General features: G+C 64.4%; 26 protein-coding genes and 1 pseudogene. 16 read left to right on the top strand and 11 right to left on the bottom strand.

Translation table 11 applies throughout. From position 1 onward, the window contains the following. Positions 1-9: 9 nt before the first annotated feature. The 3 genes from ACWDUN_RS27565 to ctaE all read right to left on the bottom strand — a co-directional run bounded on the left by ACWDUN_RS27565 (position 10) and on the right by ctaE (position 1,652). On the bottom strand, positions 10-663 hold the full coding sequence (locus ACWDUN_RS27565) for a DsbA family protein (protein ID WP_449933725.1): 654 nt from the start codon (positions 661-663) through the stop codon (positions 10-12). 108 nt (positions 664-771) lie between these two features. After that, complete coding sequence (locus ACWDUN_RS27560; RefSeq protein WP_449933723.1) at positions 772-1,062, bottom strand: hypothetical protein; 291 nt, start codon at positions 1,060-1,062, stop codon at positions 772-774. Further along, complete coding sequence (gene ctaE / locus ACWDUN_RS27555; protein ID WP_449933721.1) at positions 1,059-1,652, bottom strand: aa3-type cytochrome oxidase subunit III; 594 nt, start codon at positions 1,650-1,652, stop codon at positions 1,059-1,061. Before ctaE ends, ACWDUN_RS27560 begins: the two co-directional genes overlap by 4 nt. A gap of 200 nt (positions 1,653-1,852) precedes the next feature. On the opposite strand from ctaE, the gene ripC reads away from it, so the two are divergent. Continuing rightward, positions 1,853-2,929 (top strand): peptidoglycan hydrolase RipC, encoded by a 1,077-nt coding sequence (ripC, locus tag ACWDUN_RS27550; RefSeq protein ID WP_449933720.1) that lies wholly within the window; start codon positions 1,853-1,855, stop codon positions 2,927-2,929. A gap of 2 nt (positions 2,930-2,931) precedes the next feature. Then, positions 2,932-3,300 (top strand): BlaI/MecI/CopY family transcriptional regulator, encoded by a 369-nt coding sequence (locus ACWDUN_RS27545; RefSeq protein WP_449933719.1) that lies wholly within the window; start codon positions 2,932-2,934, stop codon positions 3,298-3,300. Positions 3,301-3,303: 3 nt separating this feature from the next. Here ACWDUN_RS27545 and ACWDUN_RS27540 read toward each other — a convergent pair whose 3' ends face one another. Beyond that, a complete protein-coding gene (locus ACWDUN_RS27540) occupies positions 3,304-4,527 on the bottom strand; it encodes a L,D-transpeptidase (RefSeq protein WP_449933717.1) in 1,224 nt (407 codons plus the stop codon). Between the two features lie 98 nt (positions 4,528-4,625). Here ACWDUN_RS27540 and ACWDUN_RS27535 point away from each other — a divergent pair, with 98 nt between their 5' ends. The 4 genes from ACWDUN_RS27535 to ACWDUN_RS27520 all read left to right on the top strand — a co-directional run bounded on the left by ACWDUN_RS27535 (position 4,626) and on the right by ACWDUN_RS27520 (position 8,503). Then, positions 4,626-5,336 (top strand): DsbA family protein, encoded by a 711-nt coding sequence (locus ACWDUN_RS27535; protein WP_449933715.1) that lies wholly within the window; start codon positions 4,626-4,628, stop codon positions 5,334-5,336. Next, positions 5,333-5,662: a DUF3703 domain-containing protein gene (locus tag ACWDUN_RS27530; protein ID WP_449933713.1), complete on the top strand. Its 330-nt coding sequence runs from the start codon at positions 5,333-5,335 to the stop codon at positions 5,660-5,662. Before ACWDUN_RS27535 ends, ACWDUN_RS27530 begins: the two co-directional genes overlap by 4 nt. A gap of 115 nt (positions 5,663-5,777) precedes the next feature. Further along, positions 5,778-6,581 (top strand): tat pathway signal sequence, encoded by an 804-nt coding sequence (locus tag ACWDUN_RS27525; RefSeq protein WP_449933711.1) that lies wholly within the window; start codon positions 5,778-5,780, stop codon positions 6,579-6,581. A 419-nt stretch (positions 6,582-7,000) separates the two neighbouring features. Beyond that, positions 7,001-8,503 carry a fused MFS/spermidine synthase gene (locus ACWDUN_RS27520; protein WP_449933710.1) on the top strand — a complete coding sequence of 501 codons (1,503 nt, stop codon included), beginning with the start codon at positions 7,001-7,003 and terminating at the stop codon, positions 8,501-8,503. A gap of 151 nt (positions 8,504-8,654) precedes the next feature. On the opposite strand, the gene ACWDUN_RS27515 is transcribed toward ACWDUN_RS27520, so the two are convergent. Then, the gene (locus tag ACWDUN_RS27515) at positions 8,655-8,831 is read right to left on the bottom strand and encodes a hypothetical protein (RefSeq protein ID WP_449933709.1); all 177 of its coding nucleotides are present in this window, start codon (positions 8,829-8,831) and stop codon (positions 8,655-8,657) included. A 200-nt stretch (positions 8,832-9,031) separates the two neighbouring features. Here ACWDUN_RS27515 and ACWDUN_RS27510 point away from each other — a divergent pair, with 200 nt between their 5' ends. Further along, positions 9,032-9,931, top strand: coding sequence for an alpha/beta fold hydrolase (locus ACWDUN_RS27510; RefSeq protein WP_449933707.1), 900 nt, complete (start codon positions 9,032-9,034; stop codon positions 9,929-9,931). A 94-nt stretch (positions 9,932-10,025) separates the two neighbouring features. Then, positions 10,026-10,916 (top strand): aldo/keto reductase, encoded by an 891-nt coding sequence (locus tag ACWDUN_RS27505; RefSeq protein ID WP_449933706.1) that lies wholly within the window; start codon positions 10,026-10,028, stop codon positions 10,914-10,916. A gap of 53 nt (positions 10,917-10,969) precedes the next feature. Here ACWDUN_RS27505 and ACWDUN_RS27500 read toward each other — a convergent pair whose 3' ends face one another. Continuing rightward, positions 10,970-11,824 (bottom strand): helix-turn-helix domain-containing protein, encoded by an 855-nt coding sequence (locus tag ACWDUN_RS27500; RefSeq protein WP_449933704.1) that lies wholly within the window; start codon positions 11,822-11,824, stop codon positions 10,970-10,972. 292 nt (positions 11,825-12,116) lie between these two features. Here ACWDUN_RS27500 and ACWDUN_RS27495 point away from each other — a divergent pair, with 292 nt between their 5' ends. Then, complete coding sequence (locus ACWDUN_RS27495) at positions 12,117-12,815, top strand: DUF305 domain-containing protein (protein ID WP_449933768.1); 699 nt, start codon at positions 12,117-12,119, stop codon at positions 12,813-12,815. A gap of 18 nt (positions 12,816-12,833) precedes the next feature. Here ACWDUN_RS27495 and ACWDUN_RS27490 read toward each other — a convergent pair whose 3' ends face one another. Beyond that, positions 12,834-13,991, bottom strand: coding sequence for a HAMP domain-containing sensor histidine kinase (locus ACWDUN_RS27490; protein WP_449933703.1), 1,158 nt, complete (start codon positions 13,989-13,991; stop codon positions 12,834-12,836). Further along, positions 13,988-14,740, bottom strand: a complete 753-nt coding sequence (locus ACWDUN_RS27485; RefSeq protein ID WP_449933701.1) for a response regulator — start codon at positions 14,738-14,740, stop codon at positions 13,988-13,990. Before ACWDUN_RS27485 ends, ACWDUN_RS27490 begins: the two co-directional genes overlap by 4 nt. 484 nt (positions 14,741-15,224) lie before the next feature. Here ACWDUN_RS27485 and lpqS point away from each other — a divergent pair, with 484 nt between their 5' ends. From lpqS to ACWDUN_RS27470, 3 genes are all read left to right on the top strand, one after another. Continuing rightward, entirely contained in the window at positions 15,225-15,599 is a 375-nt protein-coding gene (gene lpqS, locus ACWDUN_RS27480; RefSeq protein WP_449933699.1) for a putative copper homeostasis (lipo)protein LpqS, read from the top strand. Between the two features lie 108 nt (positions 15,600-15,707). Next, positions 15,708-16,820, top strand: a complete 1,113-nt coding sequence (locus ACWDUN_RS27475) for a PLP-dependent cysteine synthase family protein (RefSeq protein WP_449933767.1) — start codon at positions 15,708-15,710, stop codon at positions 16,818-16,820. After that, positions 16,820-18,079 carry an MFS transporter gene (locus tag ACWDUN_RS27470; RefSeq protein ID WP_449933766.1) on the top strand — a complete coding sequence of 420 codons (1,260 nt, stop codon included), beginning with the start codon at positions 16,820-16,822 and terminating at the stop codon, positions 18,077-18,079. Before ACWDUN_RS27475 ends, ACWDUN_RS27470 begins: the two co-directional genes overlap by 1 nt. Before the next feature lie 19 nt (positions 18,080-18,098). Here ACWDUN_RS27470 and ripB read toward each other — a convergent pair whose 3' ends face one another. Further along, positions 18,099-18,773, bottom strand: coding sequence for an NlpC/P60 family peptidoglycan endopeptidase RipB (ripB, locus tag ACWDUN_RS27465; protein ID WP_449933698.1), 675 nt, complete (start codon positions 18,771-18,773; stop codon positions 18,099-18,101). A 376-nt stretch (positions 18,774-19,149) separates the two neighbouring features. Between ripB and ACWDUN_RS27460 the strand changes: the two genes are divergently transcribed. Together ACWDUN_RS27460 and ACWDUN_RS27455 are read left to right on the top strand one after the other, a co-directional pair. Beyond that, a complete protein-coding gene (locus ACWDUN_RS27460) occupies positions 19,150-19,362 on the top strand; it encodes a heavy-metal-associated domain-containing protein (protein ID WP_449933696.1) in 213 nt (70 codons plus the stop codon). Continuing rightward, positions 19,359-21,440 carry a heavy metal translocating P-type ATPase gene (locus ACWDUN_RS27455; protein WP_449933694.1) on the top strand — a complete coding sequence of 694 codons (2,082 nt, stop codon included), beginning with the start codon at positions 19,359-19,361 and terminating at the stop codon, positions 21,438-21,440. Before ACWDUN_RS27460 ends, ACWDUN_RS27455 begins: the two co-directional genes overlap by 4 nt. A gap of 47 nt (positions 21,441-21,487) precedes the next feature. Here the strand turns inward: ACWDUN_RS27455 and ACWDUN_RS27450 are convergent, their stop codons facing one another. Continuing rightward, positions 21,488-22,240, bottom strand: coding sequence for a hypothetical protein (locus tag ACWDUN_RS27450; protein WP_449933692.1), 753 nt, complete (start codon positions 22,238-22,240; stop codon positions 21,488-21,490). 275 nt (positions 22,241-22,515) lie between these two features. Between ACWDUN_RS27450 and ACWDUN_RS27445 the strand changes: the two genes are divergently transcribed. After that, a complete protein-coding gene (locus ACWDUN_RS27445; RefSeq protein WP_449933690.1) occupies positions 22,516-22,797 on the top strand; it encodes a hypothetical protein in 282 nt (93 codons plus the stop codon). Further along, a pseudogene (locus ACWDUN_RS27440) lies at positions 22,692-23,258 on the top strand (SDR family oxidoreductase); the annotation flags it as partial. The gene ACWDUN_RS27445 and the pseudogene ACWDUN_RS27440, both read left to right, overlap by 106 nt. Here the strand turns inward: ACWDUN_RS27440 and ACWDUN_RS27435 are convergent. Next, entirely contained in the window at positions 23,186-23,608 is a 423-nt protein-coding gene (locus ACWDUN_RS27435) for a Rid family detoxifying hydrolase (RefSeq protein WP_449933689.1), read from the bottom strand. The pseudogene ACWDUN_RS27440 and the gene ACWDUN_RS27435 sit on opposite strands and share 73 nt — an antisense overlap. Positions 23,609-23,613: the final 5 nt, after the last annotated feature.

Here is a 23,613-nt window from a genome sequence, read left to right as displayed (position 1 = left end):
CAGTGCCGGTCAGTTCTGCAGAGCCTGGTCGAGGGCAGCCGACATGTCCTCGTATGTCCTGAACTCCAGCTGCTCACCGTTGACAAAGATGGTGGGTGTGCCCCGCACACCGAGAGCCTCGCCGTCGGCGACGTCCACGTTGATGCGGTCGATGGTCGCGGGATCGTTGTAGGCGGCGTCGAACGCGGTCATGTCCAGACCGAGCTCGGTGGCGAACCCGCGGAACGTGGCGTCGGCGGGGACTTGCTGCTCACCCCACTGGGCCTGGGTTTCGAACATCTTCTTGTACATCGGCTCGAACTTGCCCTGACCGGCGGCGGCTTCGACGGCTCGTGCAGCCCGCTCGGCGTTGAAGTGGGATTGGATGGGGAAGTATCGGACGACGAAATTCACCCGATCGCCGTACTCGGCGCGCAACTGCTCCACGAGCGGAAACGCGGCCCGGCATGCTTCGCACTCGAAGTCCAGGAACTCGACGAAGGTGACATCGCTGTCGTCGGCGGTGTTGAGGCGATGACTATCACCACGGACAAGTTGACCGGGGTCATCCACCTGAGCCTGTGTCGGCGAAGCCGCGTCGCGGACCGAGAGATACACCCCGGCACCGATGAGCGCGGTGATCACCACAAAGAGGGTCACGAGAAGTCGTGTGAGCGGGGCCAACTGTGTACATCCTTCGTGGTGGTGGGACATCGCCGTGCCGGAACTCGTCGCTTCGGCGGTGCCACCGACTATATACGGAGTAACTCAGTAGACGTCCGCGTGTGCACGTCACCGGTCCAGCGGCGATTCACTACGCGACAGGTGTGCGCGAGGTGGCCGGCCGGCGCGCAGCATGATCGCCGCGATCACGATCAGACAGATCACCGCGACCGACAGAATCCAGAACGCCGGATTCGAACCCGCCGATGACTGATCGGTGTGGCCATCGTCGTAGCTATGCGTCGCCGGCGTCGAGATACCCGGTGACTGCGCCGACGACGTCGACCCGTACACAGGTGGGGCCGCTGCACACCCGGCTATCCAGACGGTGATCACGACCAGTGCCGCCCGTACCGTCATCGCACGAAGTAGATGACGGCGAACAGCGCGATCCAGACGATGTCCACAAAATGCCAGTAGTAGGAGACGACGATCGCAGCAGTCGCCTGCGCCGGGGTGAACTTGCTCATCCTGGTCCGCGCCAACAACATCAGGAACGCCACGAGCCCGCCGATCACATGCAGCCCGTGAAAACCGGTGGCAAGGTAGAACACCGATCCGTAGGCGCTGCTGGCGATGGTGGTGCCCTCGGCGACGAGTTTGATGTATTCGTAGCCTTGGCCCAGGACGAAGAACAAGCCCATCGCAAAGGTGACGAGATACCAGCGGCGCAGTCCGAACACATCACCGCGTTCGGCGGCGAACACGCCCATCTGACAGGTGAGCGAGGACGCGACCAGCACCAGCGTCACCGGCACCGCCAGCGCCAGGTTCAGTTCCGTGGGCGGGGGTGGCCATACCTCGGCCTGGGCGCGGGCGGTGAAATACATCGCGAACAGGCCGGCGAAGAACATCAGCTCGCTGGAGAGCCACACGATCGTGCCGACCGCGACCATGTTGGGCCGGTTGAGGGAATGCACTTTCGCCGTGATGGCGGTTCCGCTGGTCATCGTCGTTCCTCACGGGCAGTCGGTGCCATAGTACGTAGTAAATACGTACTATGGCACAACGTAGTAAGCGTGCCAACTCGCCTATGCGGGAACGGCATTGCCGATCCGGTGATCTCGGATGGACATCGGACGCCATCTTCCGTAACCTTTCCGTGATCTACGTAGTAGATACGTAATAGCCGGGAAGGCGAGGAGAGCCGATGCATCACGTCCGCGCGCGTGCGCGATCCCGAGACTTCCGCGCCCGCTGCTACGCGCTCGCCCTGATGGCCGCGGCACTACTGCTGGCCGGCGCCGGACAGGTGCACGCAGACCCCGCTGCCGACGCACTGGCACGCATGAATGAGCTTGCGCGTGAAGCCGAACGCCTGACCGAGCAGATGTACGCCGCCGAAATCGACCTCGAAGCCAAGGTGGCTGCCCAGCGGGCAGCAGACGAGCGTCGCCGTATCGACAGCGTTGCTGCAGCTTCTTCGGATGCCGCGCTCACCACGTATCAGGCAGCGGTGGACGAAGCCGCCGCTGCGGCCTACACGGCCGGATCGACAAGCACCCTAGCGGCCGTTCTCGTCGCCTCATCCCCGCAACGCATGATCGACGACCTGTCGCTCAAAACGCTGATGGCAGAACAAATGGCCGAACGAATGACGGCGCATCGCGCAGCGATGGCCGCAGCGCGAGCCGCTGCGGCCACATCGCTGCAATCAGCGACGCAGGCCCGCGCCGCCGCCGCGGCAGCCGCCGCGGTGCGAGCCGACCTGCAGGCCACACAGAGCCGCGTCAAGGAGCAGATCGATGCGGTCGAGGCTCAGTACCGCGCACTGACACCGCAGCAGCAGGCCGTGCTGGCCGATCCCGGCCCGGCCCCGGCGCCGCCGCCCGACACCGCCATCCTTGCGCTGCCCGATACCGCACCTGCGCCGCCAATCGCGGCAGGAGCAACGACTGTGGTGCAAGCCGCACTGAGCCGCATCGGGTCGCCGTACTCCTGGGGGGCCAGCGGCCCCGCTGCTTTCGACTGCTCGGGGCTGATCAAATGGGCATTCCTGCAGGAAGGCAAGTCGCTTCCGCGATCCAGCCAGGCCCTGGCGGCCGGTGGAGAGCCCGTAGCCATCGAATCGCTGCAGCCCGGCGATATCGTGACCTTCTATTCGGATGCCTCACATGCCGGCATCTACATCGGCCAGGGAAACATGGTGCACGCATCCACCTATGGCACACCGGTCAAGGTCGCCCCGATATCGTCGGCGCCGATCTACAACGCGCGGCGCTATTGATCATGCAGCAATCGAATCTCGGCATTCTGGAAAACGCGGTCATGGACCGGGTCTGGCAAGCATCTTCCGGAGTCACCGTCCGCGAGGTGTTCGACGAACTCGCCAGATCGCGCCAGATCGCCTACACAACGGTGCTTTCCACGCTGGATAACCTGCACCGAAAAGGCTGGGTGCGACGAGAACGGGAACGCAAGGCCTTTCGGTACTGGCCGACCATGACCCGCGAGCAACGCTCCGCCACGGTGATGCGCACGGCGCTGGAGGCCGGCGGCAATCCTGACGTGGTGTTGGCCTTCTTTGTGGAACAGATGAGCGCGGATGAGTCCGAGCATCTGCTCCTAGAGGCGTCGCGATTGTTCGATCGCCGATAGCGTCTAGACGGCGGCGTTGCCGGCCTTCCACTGCTCCCACGGAATATTCCAGTCACCCAGGCCGTCTGTGCCAGACAATGTCGAACCGACGGTGTTGACGACCTCGACGATGTCGCCGCGTTTGGTGTTGTCGTAAAACCACTTTGCGTTCTCGGTGCTGGCGTTGAGGCAACCGTGACTGACGTTTGTGTGGCCCTGGCTGCCGACCGACCACGGTGCGGCGTGCACGAAGATGCCGCTGTAGGACATCCGGGTGGCGTAGTTGACCTCGGTCCGGTATCCGTCGGCGGAGTTCACCGCCACACCGTAGGTCGAGGAATCCATGACCATGAAGTAATGCCGTTCGGCCACGATATAAGTGCCGTTGTCGGTGGGCGTGGAGTCCTTGCCCATGGAGATCGGCATCGTCTTCGCCACCTCGCCATTCACCCGAACCGTCAGGATCTTGGTGTTGTCATCTGCTGTGGCGATCACCTGGTCTCCGACGGTGAAGGCGGAGGTTACATCCTGTTGTCCGAACAGGCCATCGCCGAGGTCGACCCCGTAGGTCTTGACCTGGACCTCCACCTTCGTGCCGGGCTCCCAGTACTGCGCAGGGCGCCAACGTACTTCACGGTTGTTGAGCCAGTAGAACGCACCCTCCACCTCAGGAGTCGTCTTCACCGTGATGGCGCGTTGGGCGGCCAGCCGATCGGGGATGTCTTCATCGAACTGGATGGCCACGGGCTGACCGACCCCGACGATCGCCTGGTCGGCTGGCGTCACATACGGCATCGTCTGGTTCTGAGGCGAGTGCGTTTCGAAGGTGGCCCGGGCACTGATGGTGCCGCCCAGTCCGAGTGCCTCGGCCTGCAACGTGTACTGCCGGTTGTAGCCGAGAGGTTCGGTGGTCTCCCAGCGGGTGCCATCGCCGCTCAGCGCGCCCTGGACCTGGCGGCCGTCCTCATTGACCAAGCGGACGACGCCCAGGACTCCGGCCTCGGCGCTCACCGTGACCGGCGACTCAACCGACACACCGACGGCCCCGTCGGTCACCGAAGTCTGCAGCTCGGGCACAAGCAGATCGGCATACGGTGTGCCCTTATCCAGGGACTGCGGTTCGGCGGCGGCACCCGAGCTGCCGCAACCGCTCAGGCCCGTCACCAACGCCGACAACACCACCAGTGCCGCCAATGACCACGTGAACCCATGCCGTCGCCCCGTCATCACAGCGCCGACTTGCCCCATCAACGTCACCCCATCGCTTGCCCGCCTGCATCTAGGCTACATTCTACGTAGCGGATACGTAGGTTCAGTCCACGGTGCCGCGCGGCAGAGTTGCCACCATGGCCACGCAGGGAGGACACGTGCTCAAAACGCCGATTGCCCGGCTGGCCATCACGGCCCTGGCTGTCACTGTCATCGTCACGGTGGCCGTGTTCCTGCTCGTGACGCGGGACAGCGAGGCGCCCAGCGTGGCCGGCGAAACATCCTCGACCGACCCAACGGCCGCCGCCGTCGTTCGCGACAACAGCCACCGACTGAATTCCGTCCCCGATGCGGCAGTGACAGTCGTGGAATTTCTGGACTTCGAATGTGAGGGTTGCCGCGCGGCCTACCCGATGGTCGAGGAACTGCGTGAACAGTACGGTGATCGGGTTGAGTTCGTGGTGCGCTACTTCCCGCTCTCGGGCCACTTCAATGGCGAGCGCGCAGCCCGCGCGGTGGAGGCTGCCGCACAGCAGGGCAGCCTCGAACCCATGTACCGAAAAATGTTCGACACCCAGGAGCAGTGGGGCGAACAGCGAACCCCCGCCGACGACGTCTTCCGAGGTTTTGCCGAGGAACTGGGTCTGGACATGGCCGCCTTCGACACCGCCTACGTCGATCCAAAAACCGCGGAACGGATTCGCCTCGATATGGGCGACGGTGAAGCCCTCGGGGTGATGGGCACACCGACCTTCTTCGTCAACGGCATGCAGATCGCCCTCCAGACACGCGATGATCTGCGCGACGCGATCGACAATGCACTGCAGAACAACGCGCCGGCATCGTGAGCCGACTGCCGCCTCCTGCCAGGGAGCTCTATCGCCGCGAGATGAGAGACGCGCGAAACGCCGACACCGCGGCGCGGCGGTGGTCGCACCTGGAGAGGGCGCACATCGTCTCGCAACCAGATCCGTGGCTACACACTTGTAACCACGCAGCCATGCTGGCACTCGCTTTACGCCAGCGTGACCGCCGGGAGGCCGTCGGTCAGCTGATACGACTAGTCGTGGCGGCACCAGGCTCACTCAGCGGCCGCTACCCACCGGGCAACACTGGCCGCACCTCGGCGGGCCTGATGACGCCGATGCCGATTCCCGATGATCTGCTGACCTAAAGCGCACACCGCGACACGCTTGGCGACGGCCGCAGTGGGACACGGTGCCGTGTTAAAACTATCTACGTATTTAATTCGTAGATACGACGGGAGTCAGAAGTTGAAGGCCAGGCAGGTGTTTTCGCTGCTGGGCGCGTTCCTCCTCTGGGCTACGGTATTCTCTCCAACCGCTGCGGCGTCCTGCACTCAGGCGGCCGGGCAGTGTGATTTTCGCGAACGTCTCATCGAGGCGGAACGTTATCTGCAGACCCGGCCCGGAACGGTCGGGTTCGTCCTGCGTGACCGCACGACCGGCGGTGCATATCGCAATGCGAACGCCGCGACGCCGATCTGGACAGCCTCGACCATCAAGCTCGCCATGGTCGCCGACTTGCTGACGCGGGAACAATCGGGGTCGCTGCAACTGAGCTCCACCGATCGCCAGCAGATGGCCGCGATGTTGCGCAGTTCTGACAACACCGCCGCGGACGCGCTGTGGTCGCGCTACGGGGGACCGTCAAATATCTTCAACACGAACTTCGTCCGGTTTGGCATGACAGGTGTGCGACCGCAATCCGGATTCGGTGACGTCTACCCGTACTGGGGGTTCCAGAAGGCAACAGCCGACGATCTCGACGCGCTAATGAATTACGTGCTGAGCCGTCTGACGCCCACGAATGCCACAGCAGTAGTGGCCGAGATGCAAAACGTAGACAGCTCACAGCAGTGGGGAGTCTGGGGCGCCGGAGCGGCAATGGCACCGGGAAACAAGAACGGCTGGTCCCAAGAGGAGGGCGGCTGGGTAGTCAATTCCGTGGGTTTCGCCGGACCGCAGCAGCGGTACACCCTGACGATCATGAACAGCCTCAACGCCCAGGGTGGCTACGACGATGGGGTTCAGACCACCACCGAGCTTGCCCGAATCCTACTAAAGCCGTGAGGCGCCGGGATTACGGCAACACCCGAGAACCATGGCCGCACAGAAGCATCCGGTCAATGGCAGTGCATCGAAGTAGCGGCACATCGAGAGACAAGCCCGAAGACCAGCGAATCCGGAACCCAGTAGACAGCTGAGCGCTTGATTCCGCTGAACGCGACTGAAATCTGTCGCTATGGCCAGCCATAGCGATGCAGTCGGATGTTCACGAACCTGACCCACACCGGCAGTGAGCGCCCATACCGCTTGGATGCGGATGTCAACATGGGCCAGTACCTGAACAATGAAAGCCCTCCGCTTGTAATCGATTCAGCGCACCAGCACAGTACTGTGTTCATCCGCTAGCACGAGAATCACACGTCGAACTTTCGCCCGAACCGCTGTGACCCCGGTACGGGCCCCGATGGAGAGGTCTCAAACGCATGACCGGACAAAGACCTGAAATGGGCTCTGTGGTCGCGTGGGCACTGGTATTCGGGTCGTCGGCCGCAGTGCTTGTCATCGAGATCACCGCACTGAGACTGCTCGCTCCCTATCTGGGCCTGACTCTGGAAACAAGCACGTTGGTCATCGGAATTGCGCTTGCAGCAATAGCTCTCGGCTCGTGGGGTGGTGGCAGGCTCGCTGATCGCGTTGACCCTCGGCGACTCCTGGGGCAGACCCTCGGCGGATCGGGGGTGGTCGTGGCATTCACTCCCACCGTGGTGAGGATGGCAGGGGAGTGGGCGCCCGCAGTATTGATGCTGGTCGCATCCCTGACGATCCTGATTCCGGGCGCGCTCCTGTCGGCGGTGACGCCGATGGTCACCAAGTTGCGCCTGACCAGACTTGACGACACAGGAGCCGTGGTCGGTTCGCTATCAGGGGTGGCCAGCGTGGGTGCCATAGCCGGAACGGTGCTGACCGGATTTGTTCTGATATCCCGGGTACCGGTCAGCGCGATCCTTGTCGGGCTAGGAATCGTGCTGGTGGCGGCTGGCGTCCTGTGCGAATGGCGTATGCGCACATGGACTGTCGGCAATGCTGCCGGGTTGACGATGGCGGTACTCGTCGGCGGACTGACGGCCCTTATCGCTCCTGGAGAGTGTGATGCCGAGACGAAGTACCACTGTGTGCGTGTCGTGGCTGACCCGCAACGCGAGGCAGCACGCACGCTCATGCTTGACGGTCTGCGGCACTCCTACGTCGACGTCGATGATCCAACGGTGTTGCAGTTCGCCTATGTTCGCGCGATCGCGGCAGGCATAGACGCAGCCTTTCCCGACAGCGAACCTCTGCAGGCCTACCATCTGGGTGGAGGCGGGCTCACTTATCCTCGCTACCTCGCGGCAACTCGTCCCGGAACGGAAAGTCTGATCTCGGAAATCGATGGAGGCGTCGTACAAATCGATCGCGACGAGCTGGGTCTGTCGCCCGAACTCGGGATCGATGTTCGCGTCGAAGACGGCAGACTCGGGCTGCGGCGACTCTCCACGGGGAGCAAGGATCTGATAGTCGGCGACGCCTTCGGCGGGGTCAGTGTCCCCTGGCATCTGACAACGACACAAACGTTGAGCGATGTGCGCAGGGTCTTAAAATCGGATGGAATATACATCGCCAACCTCATTGACTACGCCGATCTAGCATTCATTCGCGCGGAAGTAGCGACGCTGTCCGCTGTTTTCGACAATGTCATGCTGCTTGGCGAGCTTCGTGATCTCGGCGGCGATCCGGATCTCGGTCCCAACGGCGGGAACTTTGTCGTCCTTGCCTCTGACCGCAGCGTTGATGGCAAGACTGTGCAAGACCACCTCAACAACAGATCCATCAAATGGACCAGCATGTCCGGCGCCGATCTGAGCGCGTGGGTAGGTAGTGCCGAACAACTCACCGACGACTACGCGCCCGTCGACCAGCTACTGGAACCAGACCGCCCCGCACGCTAATGCTGTCAGACCACCAACTGACACTGCCAACCATCGTTATCAGACGGCGCATCGATTGCGATCGACCTGCACCACCGTACCGTTCCCACTTTCGCCACTTGGATGGCAGAAATCGCTGCGCCATCTCCGTGGCAATCTTGAAAAAGCGCAGCTAGGCGAGGCGTCGTTCGCCATCGAGTTTGGCAATCGACACCTGCTGCCCCGCGGCCGCGACGACTGCCGCCGACGACTGCCGTCGCGTCAGGAAGTCCACCGCTCGTTGATGCACATCCGTTGCGGCGGCGTGCGTCGTGTCTTCCGGAGCCGGGGTGGCATCCGGCCATCCCACGACATCGGATTCGTCAGGGGTACTGGTGCCTGTGTCGTGCAGCGGTTACGAGCTGACGCTTGTGGTGCGCCGTGATCGTGAGGTAGTTGGGGCTAGCGGTGGTTTCGACGTGTCGGGGGGCCGGGTTGCACCCCCCTTTGGTCGCAATTTCGGGTCGGCGGTGGCCGTTGACGCCTATGAACACCAGAAAGGCGTACACCATGACCACAGCGCAGGATGTTGTCGTCCACCACGGTCGGGCCTGGGTTGATGCGGACCGGTCGGTGCGCATCGGCTACACCGTCGCCACGCCCCCTCAGCCGACCAAGACGGTGGTGCTTCTTCACGGCGCGCCTCAAACCCGCTATGAGTGGCGCAAGGTCATGATGCCGCTCGCTGGCGCAGGCTACCGAGTGATCATGCCCGATTATCGCGGTGCCGGTGCGTCCGACAAACCCCGCGACGGCTACGACAAGTGGACCATGGCCGGTGACATTCACACTCTTGTGCGCGACGTGCTGGGGGTGGAAGAGCCGATCTCGTTGGTCGGGCATGACCTCGGGTCGGCACTCGCGCTGAGTTTTGCGCTGCGATACCGCGCTGATGTCGTCAGCGCCACATTCATGGAAGCTCCGCTGCCGGGCACGAGCTATTACGACTGGCGGGTGGCTCAGAAGTCCGCGTGGCAGTTCTCTTTTCATGCCAACCCCGATATCGCGGTATACCTCACGCACGGACGGGAACGTTGGTACATCACCCGCTCTTTCGATGAGTTGACCTACCAACCGGACGCGATCTCCGACCTCGACATCGACGTCTACGCCCGGGCTTTCGAAGCCCCGGGAGCCATGCGGGCACTGTGTGAGATCTACCGGGAACTCGACCGCGACGCGGAGAACAATCGCACCGCGTTAGGCGCACACGGCAAGCTCACCGTCCCGGTGCTGGCTTCCGGCGGGGCATCCGGTCATCTCGGGAAGCATTTCCGGGCCATGTGTGAAGAGGTCGCCGATTCGGTGACAGGCCAGCTCGTGCCGGACTGTGGCCACTGGGTCGCCGAGGAGCAGCCGGCGTACTTCACCAGGATGTTCTGTGAATTCGATTCGGATGCGCGGGCCTGAAACTCAGCACTGGTTGCCCGGGCCGGCAACGGCAACGGCCATACGGCGAAGCCACACGGGAAGCGAAAACGAGAACAATGGAGGTAGTTGCAAGATGAGCGTGAACCCGCAGACGATCAGCATTGCTGGTAAGACGGTCGCGCGCTTGGGCTTCGGATCGATGAGGTTCACGGGCCGCGGGATCTGGGGCGAGCCACAGGATCGAGATGAATGCCTTGCTGTTGCCCGTCGGGCGGTCGACCTCGGTGTGCAGTTCATCGATACCGCCGACTCCTACGGTCCGCATGTCGCCGAACAGATTCTGTATGAGGCGCTGCATCCGTACCCCGACGAGATCGTGATCGCGACAAAAGTGGGATTGACCCGAAACGGACCTGACGTCATCGACACTGACTCCGGACCGAAACGCCTGGGACCGGCGGCGTGGCCACCGGTCGGACGACCCGAATACCTGCGTCAGCAGGTGTTGATGAGTCTGCGCCGCCTGGGCGTCGACCAGATCGACCTTCTACAGCTACACCGGGTGGATCCGAAAATCCCGTTGGCAGAACAGATCGGCGAACTGAAGATGCTTCAGGATGAGGGTAAGATCCGGGAGATCGGCATGTCGCAATGCACGGTCGCACAGCTTGACGAGGCGCGACAGATCGCTCATATCGCGAGCGTCCAAAGCCGGTTCAATGTCATCGACCGAGGTGCGGCAGACATGCTGGACGTGTGCGAACGCGATGGGATCGCTTTCATTCCATGGGCGCCGGTGGCGCAGGGCGGACTGACAGAAGCCCATCAGGCGCTCACTGATGTCGCTCGCGCGCACAGTTGCAGTGTGGGACAGGTGGCTATCTCCTGGCTGCTGCATCTCTCACCCGTCATGCTCCCCATCCCTGGCACGTCGCGCCGCACGCATCTGGAGGAGAATGTGGCCGCCGCCGAGCTGAGGTTGACACCGGAACAGATCGGCCAGCTCACCGCGGCTTCGCTCTGATTGCGCACGCGGTGGGTGGCAGTGAAAGCTCCTGCGCCGGTGAAGGTATGACGCTAGTCGGGCACGGCGGACTCAGTGAGGGTCTCCAGCAGGGCGACGGCATCGGGAGAGGGCCCCCCGTCGAGCGCGCAGTAGACAAACAGCCGCTGGTCGGGGGCATCTGCCACCTCGAGCGCCTCGAAGTGCAGATGTAGGTCGCCGAGTCGCGGGTGCTGGAAGAGTTTGTCCTCGCTGGAGCGCGGACGCACGTGGTGTGTCGCCCACAGCTCGGTAAAGACCGAACTCCGAGGCGAAAGTTCATCCACTACTTCGGCAACGCGGTCGTCGCCAGGGAAACGGGTAAGACCCCAGCGGAGATTGCCGACTGTCTGAGTGGCCACGTGGTGCCAGTGGGGGTAGAAGCTCCGTGCGGCAGGGTCGAGGAACACCATGCGGGCGAGGTTGGAGGTGTCGGCAAATCCGCTGTACAACGCGCGGCCGGCCGCGTTGATGGCAAGGATGTTGAGGCCGAGGTCGACGGCGAACGCCGGCACGCGCAAGCCATTGTTCAGGAGGAGCCGGACTCCCGCGGAGGCGGTGGTGGTCGCGGGAAGCGGTGCCGTGAGGGGGTCCGGATGGACGAGCGAGATGAGGTACGCGGTCGCGTGCGCGTCGAGGCGCAGCGCGCGCGCGAGGGCACGAAGTACTTGTAATGACGGGCGATGCTCTCGGCCTTGTTCAAGCCTGCGGTAGTAGTCGGTGCTCAATCCCGCCAAGAGTGCCAGTTCCTCTCGGCGAAGGCCCTGAACCCGCCGGCCGGTACCTGGTATGAGGCCGGCCTCCTGCGGGGTCAGCGCTTGCCGCCTCGCCCTCAAGAAGGAAGACAGCTCTGCTGAGCGATGCGCCATGACGCAATCCTTGACGGACATCATTGCAGCTGGCAAGGCCGTGTAGCGCTCAGCGGTTCTGGCTTCCGAGTGGCGCCATCCGGATGATCAAACCAGCTGCGTCATCTTTGTGCCAGAAATGCAAAGGGCCAGTTGGGGAGCGGTGACGTTCGCCATCACTTTCGCAATCGACAGCGGTCGTGTTGTCTTCACCCAATCTTTACGGGATGTGGAAAAGACCCATACCGGTAGGTCTCACGCTGAAGGAGCGGGCGCCTCGTCACGGCGCTCTACTGGCTGCGTTGTCGATTCAATCGAGAAAGGGTGCACGCAGATGCGACTCAATAGATTTGGAAACGGATTTGTGGCGCTAACGGCGTCCGCACTCGTGCTGAGTGCCTGTTCGGGCGGCTCGACGACCAGTGAGTCGACGGCGGTGGTCACCTCGTCGTCGGCGTCGAGTCCGGCCTCCAGCACCGCAGATGCCAGTGCGCACAATGACGCCGACGTCGCATTCGCCCGAGGAATGATCCCCCACCATGAGCAGGCGGTGGAGATGAGCGACATGCTGCTCGGCAAGCAAGGGGTGGATCCCGCGGTGGTGTCGCTGGCCAACGAGATCAGGGCCGCACAGCAACCCGAGATAGAGCAGATGCAGGGCTGGTTGCAACAGTGGGGCGAGTCCGCCACGCCGAGCATGGGTGGCTCGGATATGCCGGAGCACGACATGCCCGGACATTCCATGCCTGGCCACGATATGTCCGGTGGCGGAATGGGTGAGATGCCCGCGATGGGCGGCGGCAGTCACGGCATGATGTCGGAAGCCGATATGGCTGCGCTGCAGAACGCCCAGGGTGCTGAAGCCGGCACGTTGTTCCTGGAGCAGATGATCGAGCACCACGAGGGTGCGGTCACGATGGCTCAGCAGGAGATCGACAACGGGCAGTTCCCGGCGGCGGTCGAGATGGCCCACAGCATCGTGGCGGCTCAGCAAGCCGAAATCGAGGAGATGCGAGCACTGTTGGCCAAGTAGACGGTCCCGTCGGTGTCGCTAACGGTCCGCTTCCTGGACGACGGCCACACCGCTTCGCGACGCGATGGGAAGCTCGACGGTGAAGGTCGCGCCGTGTCCCGGCCCGGCACTCGCCACCGCGATTGTCCCCGAGTGCGCTTCGACCAGGGCCTTTGCGATGGCCAGGCCCAGGCCGGCGCCACCATGTCCGCGGTCACGGGCGGCGTCGGCGCGATAGAACCGTTCGAATACTCGCGGCAGGTGCTCCTCGGCGATCCCTTCGCCGTCATCGGCCACGGTGACGATCACGCGGTCATTGCGGTGGACACAGCCGACTTCGACGGTGCCGCCGGCAGGAGTGTGCATCAAGGCGTTGTCGATAAGGTTTCCGAGCACCTGGGCCAGTCGTTGCTCATCGGCCCACAAGGCCGGCAACTCCGGGGGCTGATGGAGCCGGATGGCGACACGCTTGGTGTCGTACCGTTCCTTGGCCGCGGCGACACAACGGCGTGCGACGTTGCCCATGTCGACCATGTTGGGTGACAACGTGAATGAACTCTCCTCGGCTTTGGCCAGTGCGGCGACGTCATCGGAGAAGCGCACGAGCCGCCGGGTTTGGTCGCGCAGCATCGCCGCGGTGGCCGGGTTCAGGGTGCGCACGCCGTCTTCGAGGGCTTCGATGTAGGCTTCCAGAACCGCTACCGGGGTGCGGATCTCGTGGGCCAGATCGCCGAACAGTCGCTGACGTGTCGAATCGACCGTTTGCAGTCGGGATGCCATCTGGTTGAACGCGACGGCGAGCGCGTCGAAGTCCTCGCCGAGATTCGGTGGCGACACCCTGGTCTCGTAGTGGCCTCTGGCGACGGCTTTGGCGGCCAGGGCCACCTCGGTGACCGATCGCTGCAGGCGCCGGCTGACGTAGAAGCTGACGGCGAGGGCGACCAACGCCGAGACCGCCACCGCAACCCCGATCGATATGACGGTCGCGTAGCCGTAGGCCTCTTCGGCGTGGACTTCCTCCATGGAATCGGCCGGCACCCCGGCCCGGTGGAGGTGTTCGCGAAATAGGGGAGGTCCGACGATGGCGGCCACCGCGGTGGTGGTCAGCGCCCCGGTGATGACCACGATCGCCTGAGCTGCCAGCAGCCGCAGGCCGATGCCGGGTCGGCGGGATCGCTTCCCCGCCTGTGCGGTCATTGCCCGGTGCCCATGCGGTAACCGACGCCGCGCACGGTGGCGATGTAACGCGGCTGGGCTGCATCGTCGCCGAGTTTGCGGCGCAGGTGTCCGATGTGGACGTCGACGAGGTGTTCGTTGCCCACCCATGGGCCGTCGCGCACGATTTCGAGGAGCTGGCGGCGGCTGAGCACGACACCGGGCCGACCGGACAGGGCCTCCAGGATGTCGAACTCGGTGCGGGTGAGCAGAATTGGGTGATCGTCGACCCGCACCTCGCGGGCGTCGACGTTGATGCTCAGGGCCCCGAACTGTCTGGGTGGCGTGGGCCGGTGCTGGGCCCCGGTCGCCGCCCGCGCGGTGTGCAGGTTGCGGGGGCGGCGAAGCATGGCCCGGATCCGGGCGACGAGTTCACGCGGGCTGAACGGTTTGGTGATGTAGTCGTCGGCGCCGACGGTCAGACCGAGGACGGTGTCGATCTCGGCGTCGCGCGCAGTCAGCATCACGACGTAGGCATCCGAGAAGGTCCGCAGCTGCCGGCAGACCTCAAGACCGTCGACGCCGGGTAGTCCCAGGTCGAGTATGACGACGTCAGGATCAAGCTCGCGGGCAACCGCGATGGCGTCGATGCCGTTGTCGGCGACGATGGTCTCGAATTGCTCACGCTCCAGGTAGCTGGCGACAACCTCGGCCAGTGGCACCTCGTCGTCGACGACGAGTGCCCGGTAGCCGTTGGCCGGCGCCGAGGATGGTCCCGCTGGGTGCTCCATGAGTCTCATGGTGCCTGCTCGCGACCGGATCGAATCGATTTGAACTGCGCGAAGGGCCGATCTTGAGCGGATCTTCACAGAACACTTACCGAACCCGGAGGTGCCCTCGCCATAGTGGAATGGCCCCCGCAGCGAACTGCGATGCGCCGTACGGAGATGTCAGCAAACAGTTCGCCGTGTAGTTCGGCGTGCGCGAGACTGCACGCTGATCTACGTACTGAAACCGTAGGTGGCCAGGGTTATCGGCTCCGACGTGCGCCGAACACAAACTCGACGTACAACGAAAGCGGCTGGTGCACAGTAACGTCGACGAATGGGAGCGGCGACCGGCGTGGATGATGTCGGCGACACGCCGCGACATCGCCGGCAGATCACAACCCGGTGTCGGGTTTGCAGGCTCGCGGTCCGGGGTGGTTGTGCTGTTACAGTTGGCAACATTGTGGGCATCTCCGGCGCGATCTCGACGCGGCGACGACGAGCAGTCGTGGCCGCAGCGATCGCGTTCTTGATCGCGATAATCGGGGCGGAGTCCGCACTGGTCGGTGTGCAGTCCGCGCCTGACCGGCACGGACCGCACGCGCTGATCGCGCACGGCGCCGATGCCTCGGTGCTGATCGCCATCGAGCATCCGCATGTGTCCCGCGGCGACATCCCGCTCGCGCCGGACACCGTCGCCGAAGCGGTGCTGCCGCGGGCGACCATGACGCTGCTGGTGTTCACTCTGGTGGCCTTCCTGATCGGTGTGCCGGTGCTGTGGCGGCACCGGGTGACGGCGACACCTCGGGGTCCTCCGCGAGCGGGATCGCACACGTTGTCGGGGCGGGACGTGCTCGCCCATTTCTGTATCGCGCGCCGCTGATCGGTCAGCGCCAGGTGATGTCCTCCTTAACTTGGAGGACCACCGGTGACTGCTGTCCGCCATCAGCTGCCGCGCCCGGTCGCGGCGTCACAGAAGCGACATCCCACGATGAACCATGTCCTGTCCATCCACTCTGCCCGCACGGCCCCGCTACCCGAGAAGCCCGACCTGGGCCGATATGAGCGACCCGCCACCATGGTCGGCCAGACGCCCGTCTTGCGCATCGCCGAACCTTTCACAACCTCAGAACGAGGCTTTTGGGCCAAACTCGAAGGATTCAACCCCGGCGGGATGAAAGACCGTCCCGCGTTGCACATGGCCGCACGCGCCCGCGCCAACGGCTCCTTGGCCCCTGGCGCCCGGATTGTTGAATCCACCAGCGGTACGCTGGGTTTGGGTCTGGCACTGGCCGGAACGGTCTATGGTCACCCGGTCACACTGGTCACCGACCCCGGGCTGGAACCGATCATCCAGAACATGCTCACCGCGTTCGGCGCCCAGGTCGAGGTCGTCACCGAGCCCCATCCCGAAGGCGGATGGCAGCAGGCCCGCAAGGATCGCGTGGCGCAGATCGTGGCATCCGATCCTGACACCTGGCATCCCGATCAGTACAACAATCCGCACAACGTCGAGGCCTACCGTGGCTTGGCGCTCGAGCTGCAGCAGCAGCTCGGAAGGGTGGATGTGCTGGTGTGCTCGGTGGGGACCGGAGGGCACTCTGCGGGCGTGGCACGCGTGCTGCGCCAGTTCAATCCACGTATGAGGCTGATCGGCGTCGATACGGTCGGATCCACCATTTTCGGTCAGAAGGCCAGGACGAGACTGATGCGCGGCCTGGGCTCGAGCATCTATCCCGGCAACGTCGACTACGGCGCCTTCAACGAAGTGCACTGGGTGGCCCCGCAGGAGGCCGTCTGGGCGTGCCGCACATTGGCCGCCACGCACTACGCCAGCGGCGGATGGAGTGTGGGCGCGGTCGCGCTGGTCGCCGGCTGGGCCGCGCGCACCGGACCCGCCGGTGCGACGGTCGCCGCGATATTCCCTGACGGTCCCCAGCGATACTTCGACACCGTGTACAACGACGAGTACTGCCGAGCCCACGGCCTGCTCGGTGCCGCGCAACCGCTGCAGCCGGCCACCATCGCCGATCCGCTGTCGCAGGTGGTGACGTCGTGGACCCGGTGCGCGCACGTCGTCGATCCCATGACGGTGAGTCGCTGATGGGTCTGGTTGCGCAGTTTCGGAGTTTCGGCTGGCCAAGCCGGCTGCTCATGGTCAATCAGTTCGGGATCAACCTGGGCTTCTATATGCTGATGCCCTATCTGGCAGGTTATCTGGCCGGGCCACTGGGTCTTGCCGCGTGGGCGGTCGGATTGGTGTTGGGTGTGCGCAACTTCTCCCAGCAGGGCATGTTCCTCATCGGCGGCACACTGGCTGATCGGCTGGGGTACAAACCGTTGATCGTCGGTGGCTGTGTGTTGCGCACAGTGGGATTCGGACTGCTCGTCGTCGCCGAATCTCTGCCGTTTGTGTTGATAGCCTCGGCGGCAACGGGTTTCGCGGGAGCGCTGTTCAATCCCGCGGTGCGTGCCTACGTGGCCGCCGATGCAGGTGAGCGGCGGGTCGAGGCGTTCGCACTGTTCAACGTCTTCTATCAGGCGGGAATTCTGGCCGGCCCGTTGGTCGGTCTGGCACTGATGTTCGTGGACTTCCGGTTGACCGCAGCCGCGGCCGCGATCGTGTTCGCGGGCCTGACCGTGGCCCAGCTGTTCGCGCTGCCGCAACGGATCGCCGCGGCGCCGGCGTCGAAGACCTCGGTACTCCAGGATTGGCGTTCGGTCGCGTCCAACCGGTCGTTTCTGCTGTTTGCCGCGGCCATGATCGGCTCCTATGTGTTGTCGTTCCAGGTCTATCTGGCCTTGCCACTCCATGCCCGAAAGCTGTTGCCAGGCCACGATTCGGTGGTCACCGCGATGATCTTCGTGGTATCCGGGCTCGTCGCCATCGGCGGGCAGATGCGCATCACCCGCTGGTTCGCCCGGCGGTGGGGTTCGGGGCGATCCCTGACGATCGGCATGCTGATCTTGGCGGCCGCCTTCCTGCCGTTGGTGGTGCTGCCCGAGGCCGGGCGAGCCGGCACGGTGGCGGCGGTGGCGGCATTGCTGCTGGCGACCGGGGTGCTCGCGGTGGGCTCGGCTGCGGTGTTCCCGTTCGAAATGGACACGGTGGTATCGCTGGCCGGTGGCCGCCTCGTCGGGACCCACTACGGCTTCTACAACACGATCGTCGGGGTGGGCATCCTGGCCGGCAATCTCGCCACCGGATGGCTGCTGCAGACGATGAATGCTCTGGGTCGACCCGATCTGGTGTGGTTGCTGCTCAGCCTGATCGGAGGGGTCTCTGCCTTCGGATTGTTCCGTCTGGATCGACGTGGCCGCCTCGACCCCGCACCGGCCGTCGACGGGAGGGTCACTACATGACGCCGGCGTCGATCGCGGGTCAGCTTTCGATGATGCGCACCACATACGGCGTCATGCCGGAGGTGCGGACGGGGGAGACCTTGATGGGAACGCCGGTCTGCTGCGCTTCGAGCATCCGGCCCCCGCCGAGGTAGATCGCTTCGTGTTGGCTGCCCTCCGGACCCCAGAACAGCAGGTCGCCCCGTTTGGCTTCCGACGGGGCGACTTTGCGTCCCGCGTCGTACTGATCACCGGAGTAGCGGGGCAGCACGATTCCCACACCGGCGAACGCGTAGCGGGTCAGCCCGGAGCAGTCGAAGCCCACCGTTCCTGCGCCCTGATTGAAGCCGCGGCTCGGGCCCTCCAAGGTGCCGCCACCCCAGGAGTAGGGCACACCGAGTTGGGTGCCGGCCCGGCGGATGACGTGCTCGATGGCCTGGGCGCCGTAGACCCGGTTGCCGCGGATGCTGGCGGCCGGACTTGCTGTCGGGCCCAGGATGCCCAGAGTGTTCAGAAACCGACGTCCCATGGCCAAGGCGGTCTGTGTCGCGGCTGCACTGGCCTGCAACGACGCGTTGGCGATGGCAATGGGGTCGCCGGGTGCGCCCGCACTGACAACCTGCGGCAGACTCGGATCCCAATGTCCGCCGGCATGTTCGGCGGTCGCGGTTGGTGTCGAGACCAGTAGTGACGCCGCGGCCAAGCAGATCGCCACGGCATACCGCGCGCCGGCACGTGATACGTGAGACCGAGGTCGCTGTCGGACGCTATCCGCCCCGGTTGCGCCTGCACATCGATTCTCGAGGGTCACATGGCCTCCTTCATGCTGCTGTCGATGAGGTGCCCCAGAACGAGTGTCAGCTCGCTAGATGATCGGTGTGACAACAACATACGTACTTGCTACGGACACAGTGTGAGTCCACGGCATGAGCATTCACCAGTGTTTCCATGAAGATTCGATGAAGGGAATCGCCCCTTTGAACGGGGCGCCGTCCTGGCGATCTGCATGCTTGCGCTATACCCCCATGGGGTATAGCGTCGGACTGTAGACACCGCGCCGGGAAGACCGGCCGAGAAGAAGTGGAGCGCGCATGAGCACGACGACCTACACCGTGACAGGCATGTCCTGCGGGCATTGCGAAGCTTCCGTACGTGCGGAGGTCGGCGGCCTGGCCGGAGTCGCCGATGTCGAGGTCAGCGCCGAAACCGGCGCCCTCACCGTGACCTCGGACGGATCCGTCGACGATGCGCAGGTCCGAACCGCCGTCGCGGAGGCGGGATACACTGCGGTGCGGGTCCGGTGAACGGAGGCCACGCCGAGCACCAGGCAGGTCCAGGCGCCGCGACCGAGCCCCAACATCACGGACATGAAAGCCACGGTCACAGTGGGCACGGCGGGCACGGCGATCACGTCGCCGCGTTCCGGAAACTGTTCTGGATCAACCTGATAATCGCCATCCCGGTGGTGGCCTTCTCATCGATGTTCGCCATGCTCGTCGGCTACGACATTCCCTCGTTCGACGGCGCACAGTGGATTGCTCCGGTGCTGGGGACGGTCATGTACGTAGTCGGCGGGCGACCCTTCCTGACCGGCGCCGTCAGCGAGATACGCTCCCGCAAGCCAGGAATGATGCTGCTGATCGGACTGGCCATAACCGTCGCGTTCCTCGCGTCGTGGGGTGCCAGCTTCGGCGTGCTGCACCACGAACTCGAATTCTGGTGGGAACTGGCCCTGCTCATCGTCATCATGCTGCTGGGGCACTGGGTGGAAATGCGCTCGCTGGCTCAAACGACGTCGGCCTTGGACTCACTGGCCGCGTTGCTGCCAGACGAAGCAGAGAAAGTCGACGGGGAGCACACCGTCACCGTGTCTCCGGCCGATCTGCGTGTCGGCGACGTGGTGGTGATTCGCCCGGGCGGGAGCGTTCCCGCTGACGGAACCATCGTCGACGGCCGCGCCGACATGGACGAATCGATGGTTACGGGGGAATCCCGGCCGGTCGCCCGCGGCCTTGGGGATACTGTCACCGCCGGGACCGTCGCCACCGACTCCGGCCTGCGGGTGCAGATCACCGCCACCGGAGACGACACCGCGCTGGCCGGAATTCAACGCCTGGTCACCGAAGCGCAGAACTCCTCGTCGCGAGCACAGCGGCTGGCCGACCGTGCCGCCGGGTGGTTGTTCTGGTTCGCCGTCGCCACCGCGGCCCTCACCGCGTCGATATGGGCGGCTGCCGGGTATCCCGACGCCGCGGTGGTCCGCGCGATCACCGTGCTGGGCATCGCATGCCCGCACGCGCTGGGGCTGGCCATTCCGCTGGTGGTGTCCATCGCAACCGAACGGGCAGCCCGCGGCGGTGTGCTGATCAAGGACCGTCTCGCGCTGGAAGGCATGCGCACCGTGGACGCCGTGCTGTTCGACAAGACGGGGACTCTCACCAGAGGTGAACCCACCGTCACCGCGGTACAGGCCGTCGACGGCCATGATGAGAGCACCGTGCTCGCGCTGGCGGCCGCGGCCGAAGCAGACAGCGAGCACCCCCTGGCCAAGGCGATCGTCCGCGCCGCCGCCGACCGCGGCCTCGTCCTCCCCCACGCGGCCGGCTTCACCTCGTCGCCGGCTGTCGGCGTGACAGCGACCGTCGAGGGCCACCAAATACGGGTGGGCGGACCCCGACTGCTCGACGAACTCGACGAATCCGAGATCAACCTCGCCGAACAGTGGCGCGCCGACGGCGCCATCATCCTGCACGTGGCCCGCGACGGCGCGGTCATCGGCGGTCTGAGCTTGGCCGATGAGGTGCGCCCGGAATCACGCGATGCCGTCGATGCACTGCACATGCTCGGGGTGCAGGTCGTCATGATCACCGGTGATGCCGAAGCCGTCGCCCACTCCGTCGGTCAGCAACTCGACATCGACCGCGTCTTCGCCGGAGTGCGCCCCGAAGACAAAGCGTCCACAGTGGCTGCCCTGCAGCACGAAGGGAGAAAGGTCGCCATGGTCGGCGACGGGGTCAACGACGCGCCCTCCCTCGCACAAGCCGACGTCGGCATCGCCATCGGCGCCGGTACCGATGTCGCAATCGCCTCGGCCGGTGTCATTTTGGCCAGCTCGGACCCGCGCTCGGTGCTCTCTGTCATCGAATTGTCGCGCGCCAGTTACCGCAAGATGAAACAGAATCTGTGGTGGGGCGCCGGGTACAACCTCATCTCGGTCCCGCTGGCCGCCGGAATCCTGGCACCTGTCGGCTTCGTGCTGCCCATGTCGATCGGTGCCATCCTGATGTCGCTGTCGACGATCGTCGTGGCCGCCAATGCGCAGCTGTTGCGGCGACTGGACCTTCGTCCAGAAGCCGGCACCAACACCGTCCTACAACGCTGATCGGTGACCGGAAAGTCTTCCCGAGAACCGTCGTGGAAGTGGGCTGCCTAATGCTCGTGGCTGGTGTGGTCGTGTAATGGTTGCGGTGGGGCCACCGGGAGCGGTGCGGCCTCGGCAGGCGGTGCCAGGGGCGGCGCACCGGGTGTCACATTCAGGGGGACAGCCGGAGCCGGCGCGTGCCCGTGTTGGTCGTCGCCGTGATGATCCCCGGCATGCCCGACATCGGTTCCGTGATGACCGGCATCCGATGAGGTTGGATCGTGATGGTCGGCACCCGCCTCGGCGGGGCTGTGATGGTGGCCATGACGCTGACCAGACACGACGCCCACCGTCGAGGCCAGTGTGACGACAAAGACCGCGCCGAGAAGCACCGCCGCACCGGCCAGCGCCGACACCGGTTCGCCCTGCAATCCTCGATACAGAATCCAGCCAGCGCCCATCACGACGTAGACCTGAAGTAGCAACGCCGCGAGGTCAGCGCCCTGGACTACCTCCGGTTGGAAGGCATGCGGACCGAACGGGGCACCCGCAGTGCGGGACAGCGCCCACAAAGCCAAGGCACCCACGTTGATCGCGATTCCCGTGGCCAGAACCGGTGTTGTGGTCCTGACCAGCACCGCCCGCGCCCAGATCAACTGCAGCAGTGCGAGAACAGCGAAGAACACCCCGGACAGCGGCCACTCCTGCCAATGCGCCGGCACCACCGCGAAGTGGACAACTGCAGCGCCCAGAGACGACAACGCCGCACAACGGGCCGCCAGCCTGCTGTCGGTTCTGGGCGCCGCCTTGATAGCCACCATCCGATGATGGCAGCACTTCGACGCTGCAGTACCCGACGGACACCACTTCTCTACCCGACCGAGATTCATCCGTCATGCCTCGTAGGGGTGGATCTGCAGAAGGCAGACGCATAGCGGCATACGCCAGAATTCTTGCGATACCGCTATTCCGGGTGAGGTGACTCAATCGATCGCCTGCGCCTACCTCTTTCCCATGGCCGCCGGATTGATCTGTAGCGACGGGTCGTCGGTGACGGCGGCCTCGAGCACGCCTCGAATGTCACGCGCAGTAGCGGATGCTCGGGCTGGCCTGGTACCGCGAGCGCCGTGCAGATCTCGCGGTACATGGCTCGATGGGCCGCAATGAATTCACTCGCTTCGGCATCGTTTCCGAGCCCGCCGGACATGATCAACCGGTAGGCGGGTTCGGCGTTCTCGGCGAAAGCCAGGAACTGTCGCGCTCTGCCGGGCTCATGGAGCCGATGCGCGCGGATATCACCTCGATGTGTCCGACCGCGACGCCTTCGCCGCGCACGCCGAGCACGTCGTCGGCGATTTCGGAGGTGCCAATGTGTTGATCAACAACGCCGGCGTCGCGTTGGTCGGCGAACTCACCGAGGTCAGCTGGGAACAGATCGACTGGATCACCGGCATCAACGTCGGCGGAGTCCTCAACGGCAGCAAAGCGTTTCTACCCCACTTGCAGGCTTCCGGTGACGGCCATCTGGTGAACATGTCGAGCATGTGGGGGCTGGTGGGCGCCCCGACCGGGTCGCACTACTGCGCCACCAAGTTCTTCGTGCGCGGTCTCACCGATGAGGGCCCGAGCCCGGAACGAAGGAAAGGTCGTTCCATGCGTGGATTGCTCTGCCAGAACGTTGATTCGCTGGCGGCCCTATCCGTTCCCGGTCCGGGTGAGGCCGTGCTTACCGCCGCACCAATCAGTCATGACGTTCGGCTACCGCTTCAGGTACGGCGGCACAAACCGACCGCTTCGATCTCGATCTGCGCGTCTTTTGGTAGGCGCGCAACTTCGTAGGTCGCGCGCGCCGGTGGGGCGGCACCGTCGAAGAACGTGGCATAGACAGCGTTCACCGCGTCGAACTTCGCGAGGTCGGTGACCAGGACTGTGGTCTTGAGGATGTCGCGCATCGAGGATCCGGCGTCAAGGAGGATCTCGTCGATATTGCACAGGCACTGATGTGTCTGTTCGGCGATGTCGTCGGAGCAGAGCTCAGCCGCGCCTGGCCGGATGGGTAGCTGCCCGGAGACGAAGATGAATCCGTGGGCGATGGTCGCCTGGGAGTACGGACCGATAGCCGCTGGTGCTGATGAAGTACTGATGGTGCGAATCATGTCCACTTTCTTGGTTATGGCGATACCGGTCATGTGCG

It is taken from the genome of Mycobacterium sp. NPDC003323 (assembly GCF_053589535.1).
This window is presented reverse-complemented; position numbering and strand designations above follow the sequence as displayed.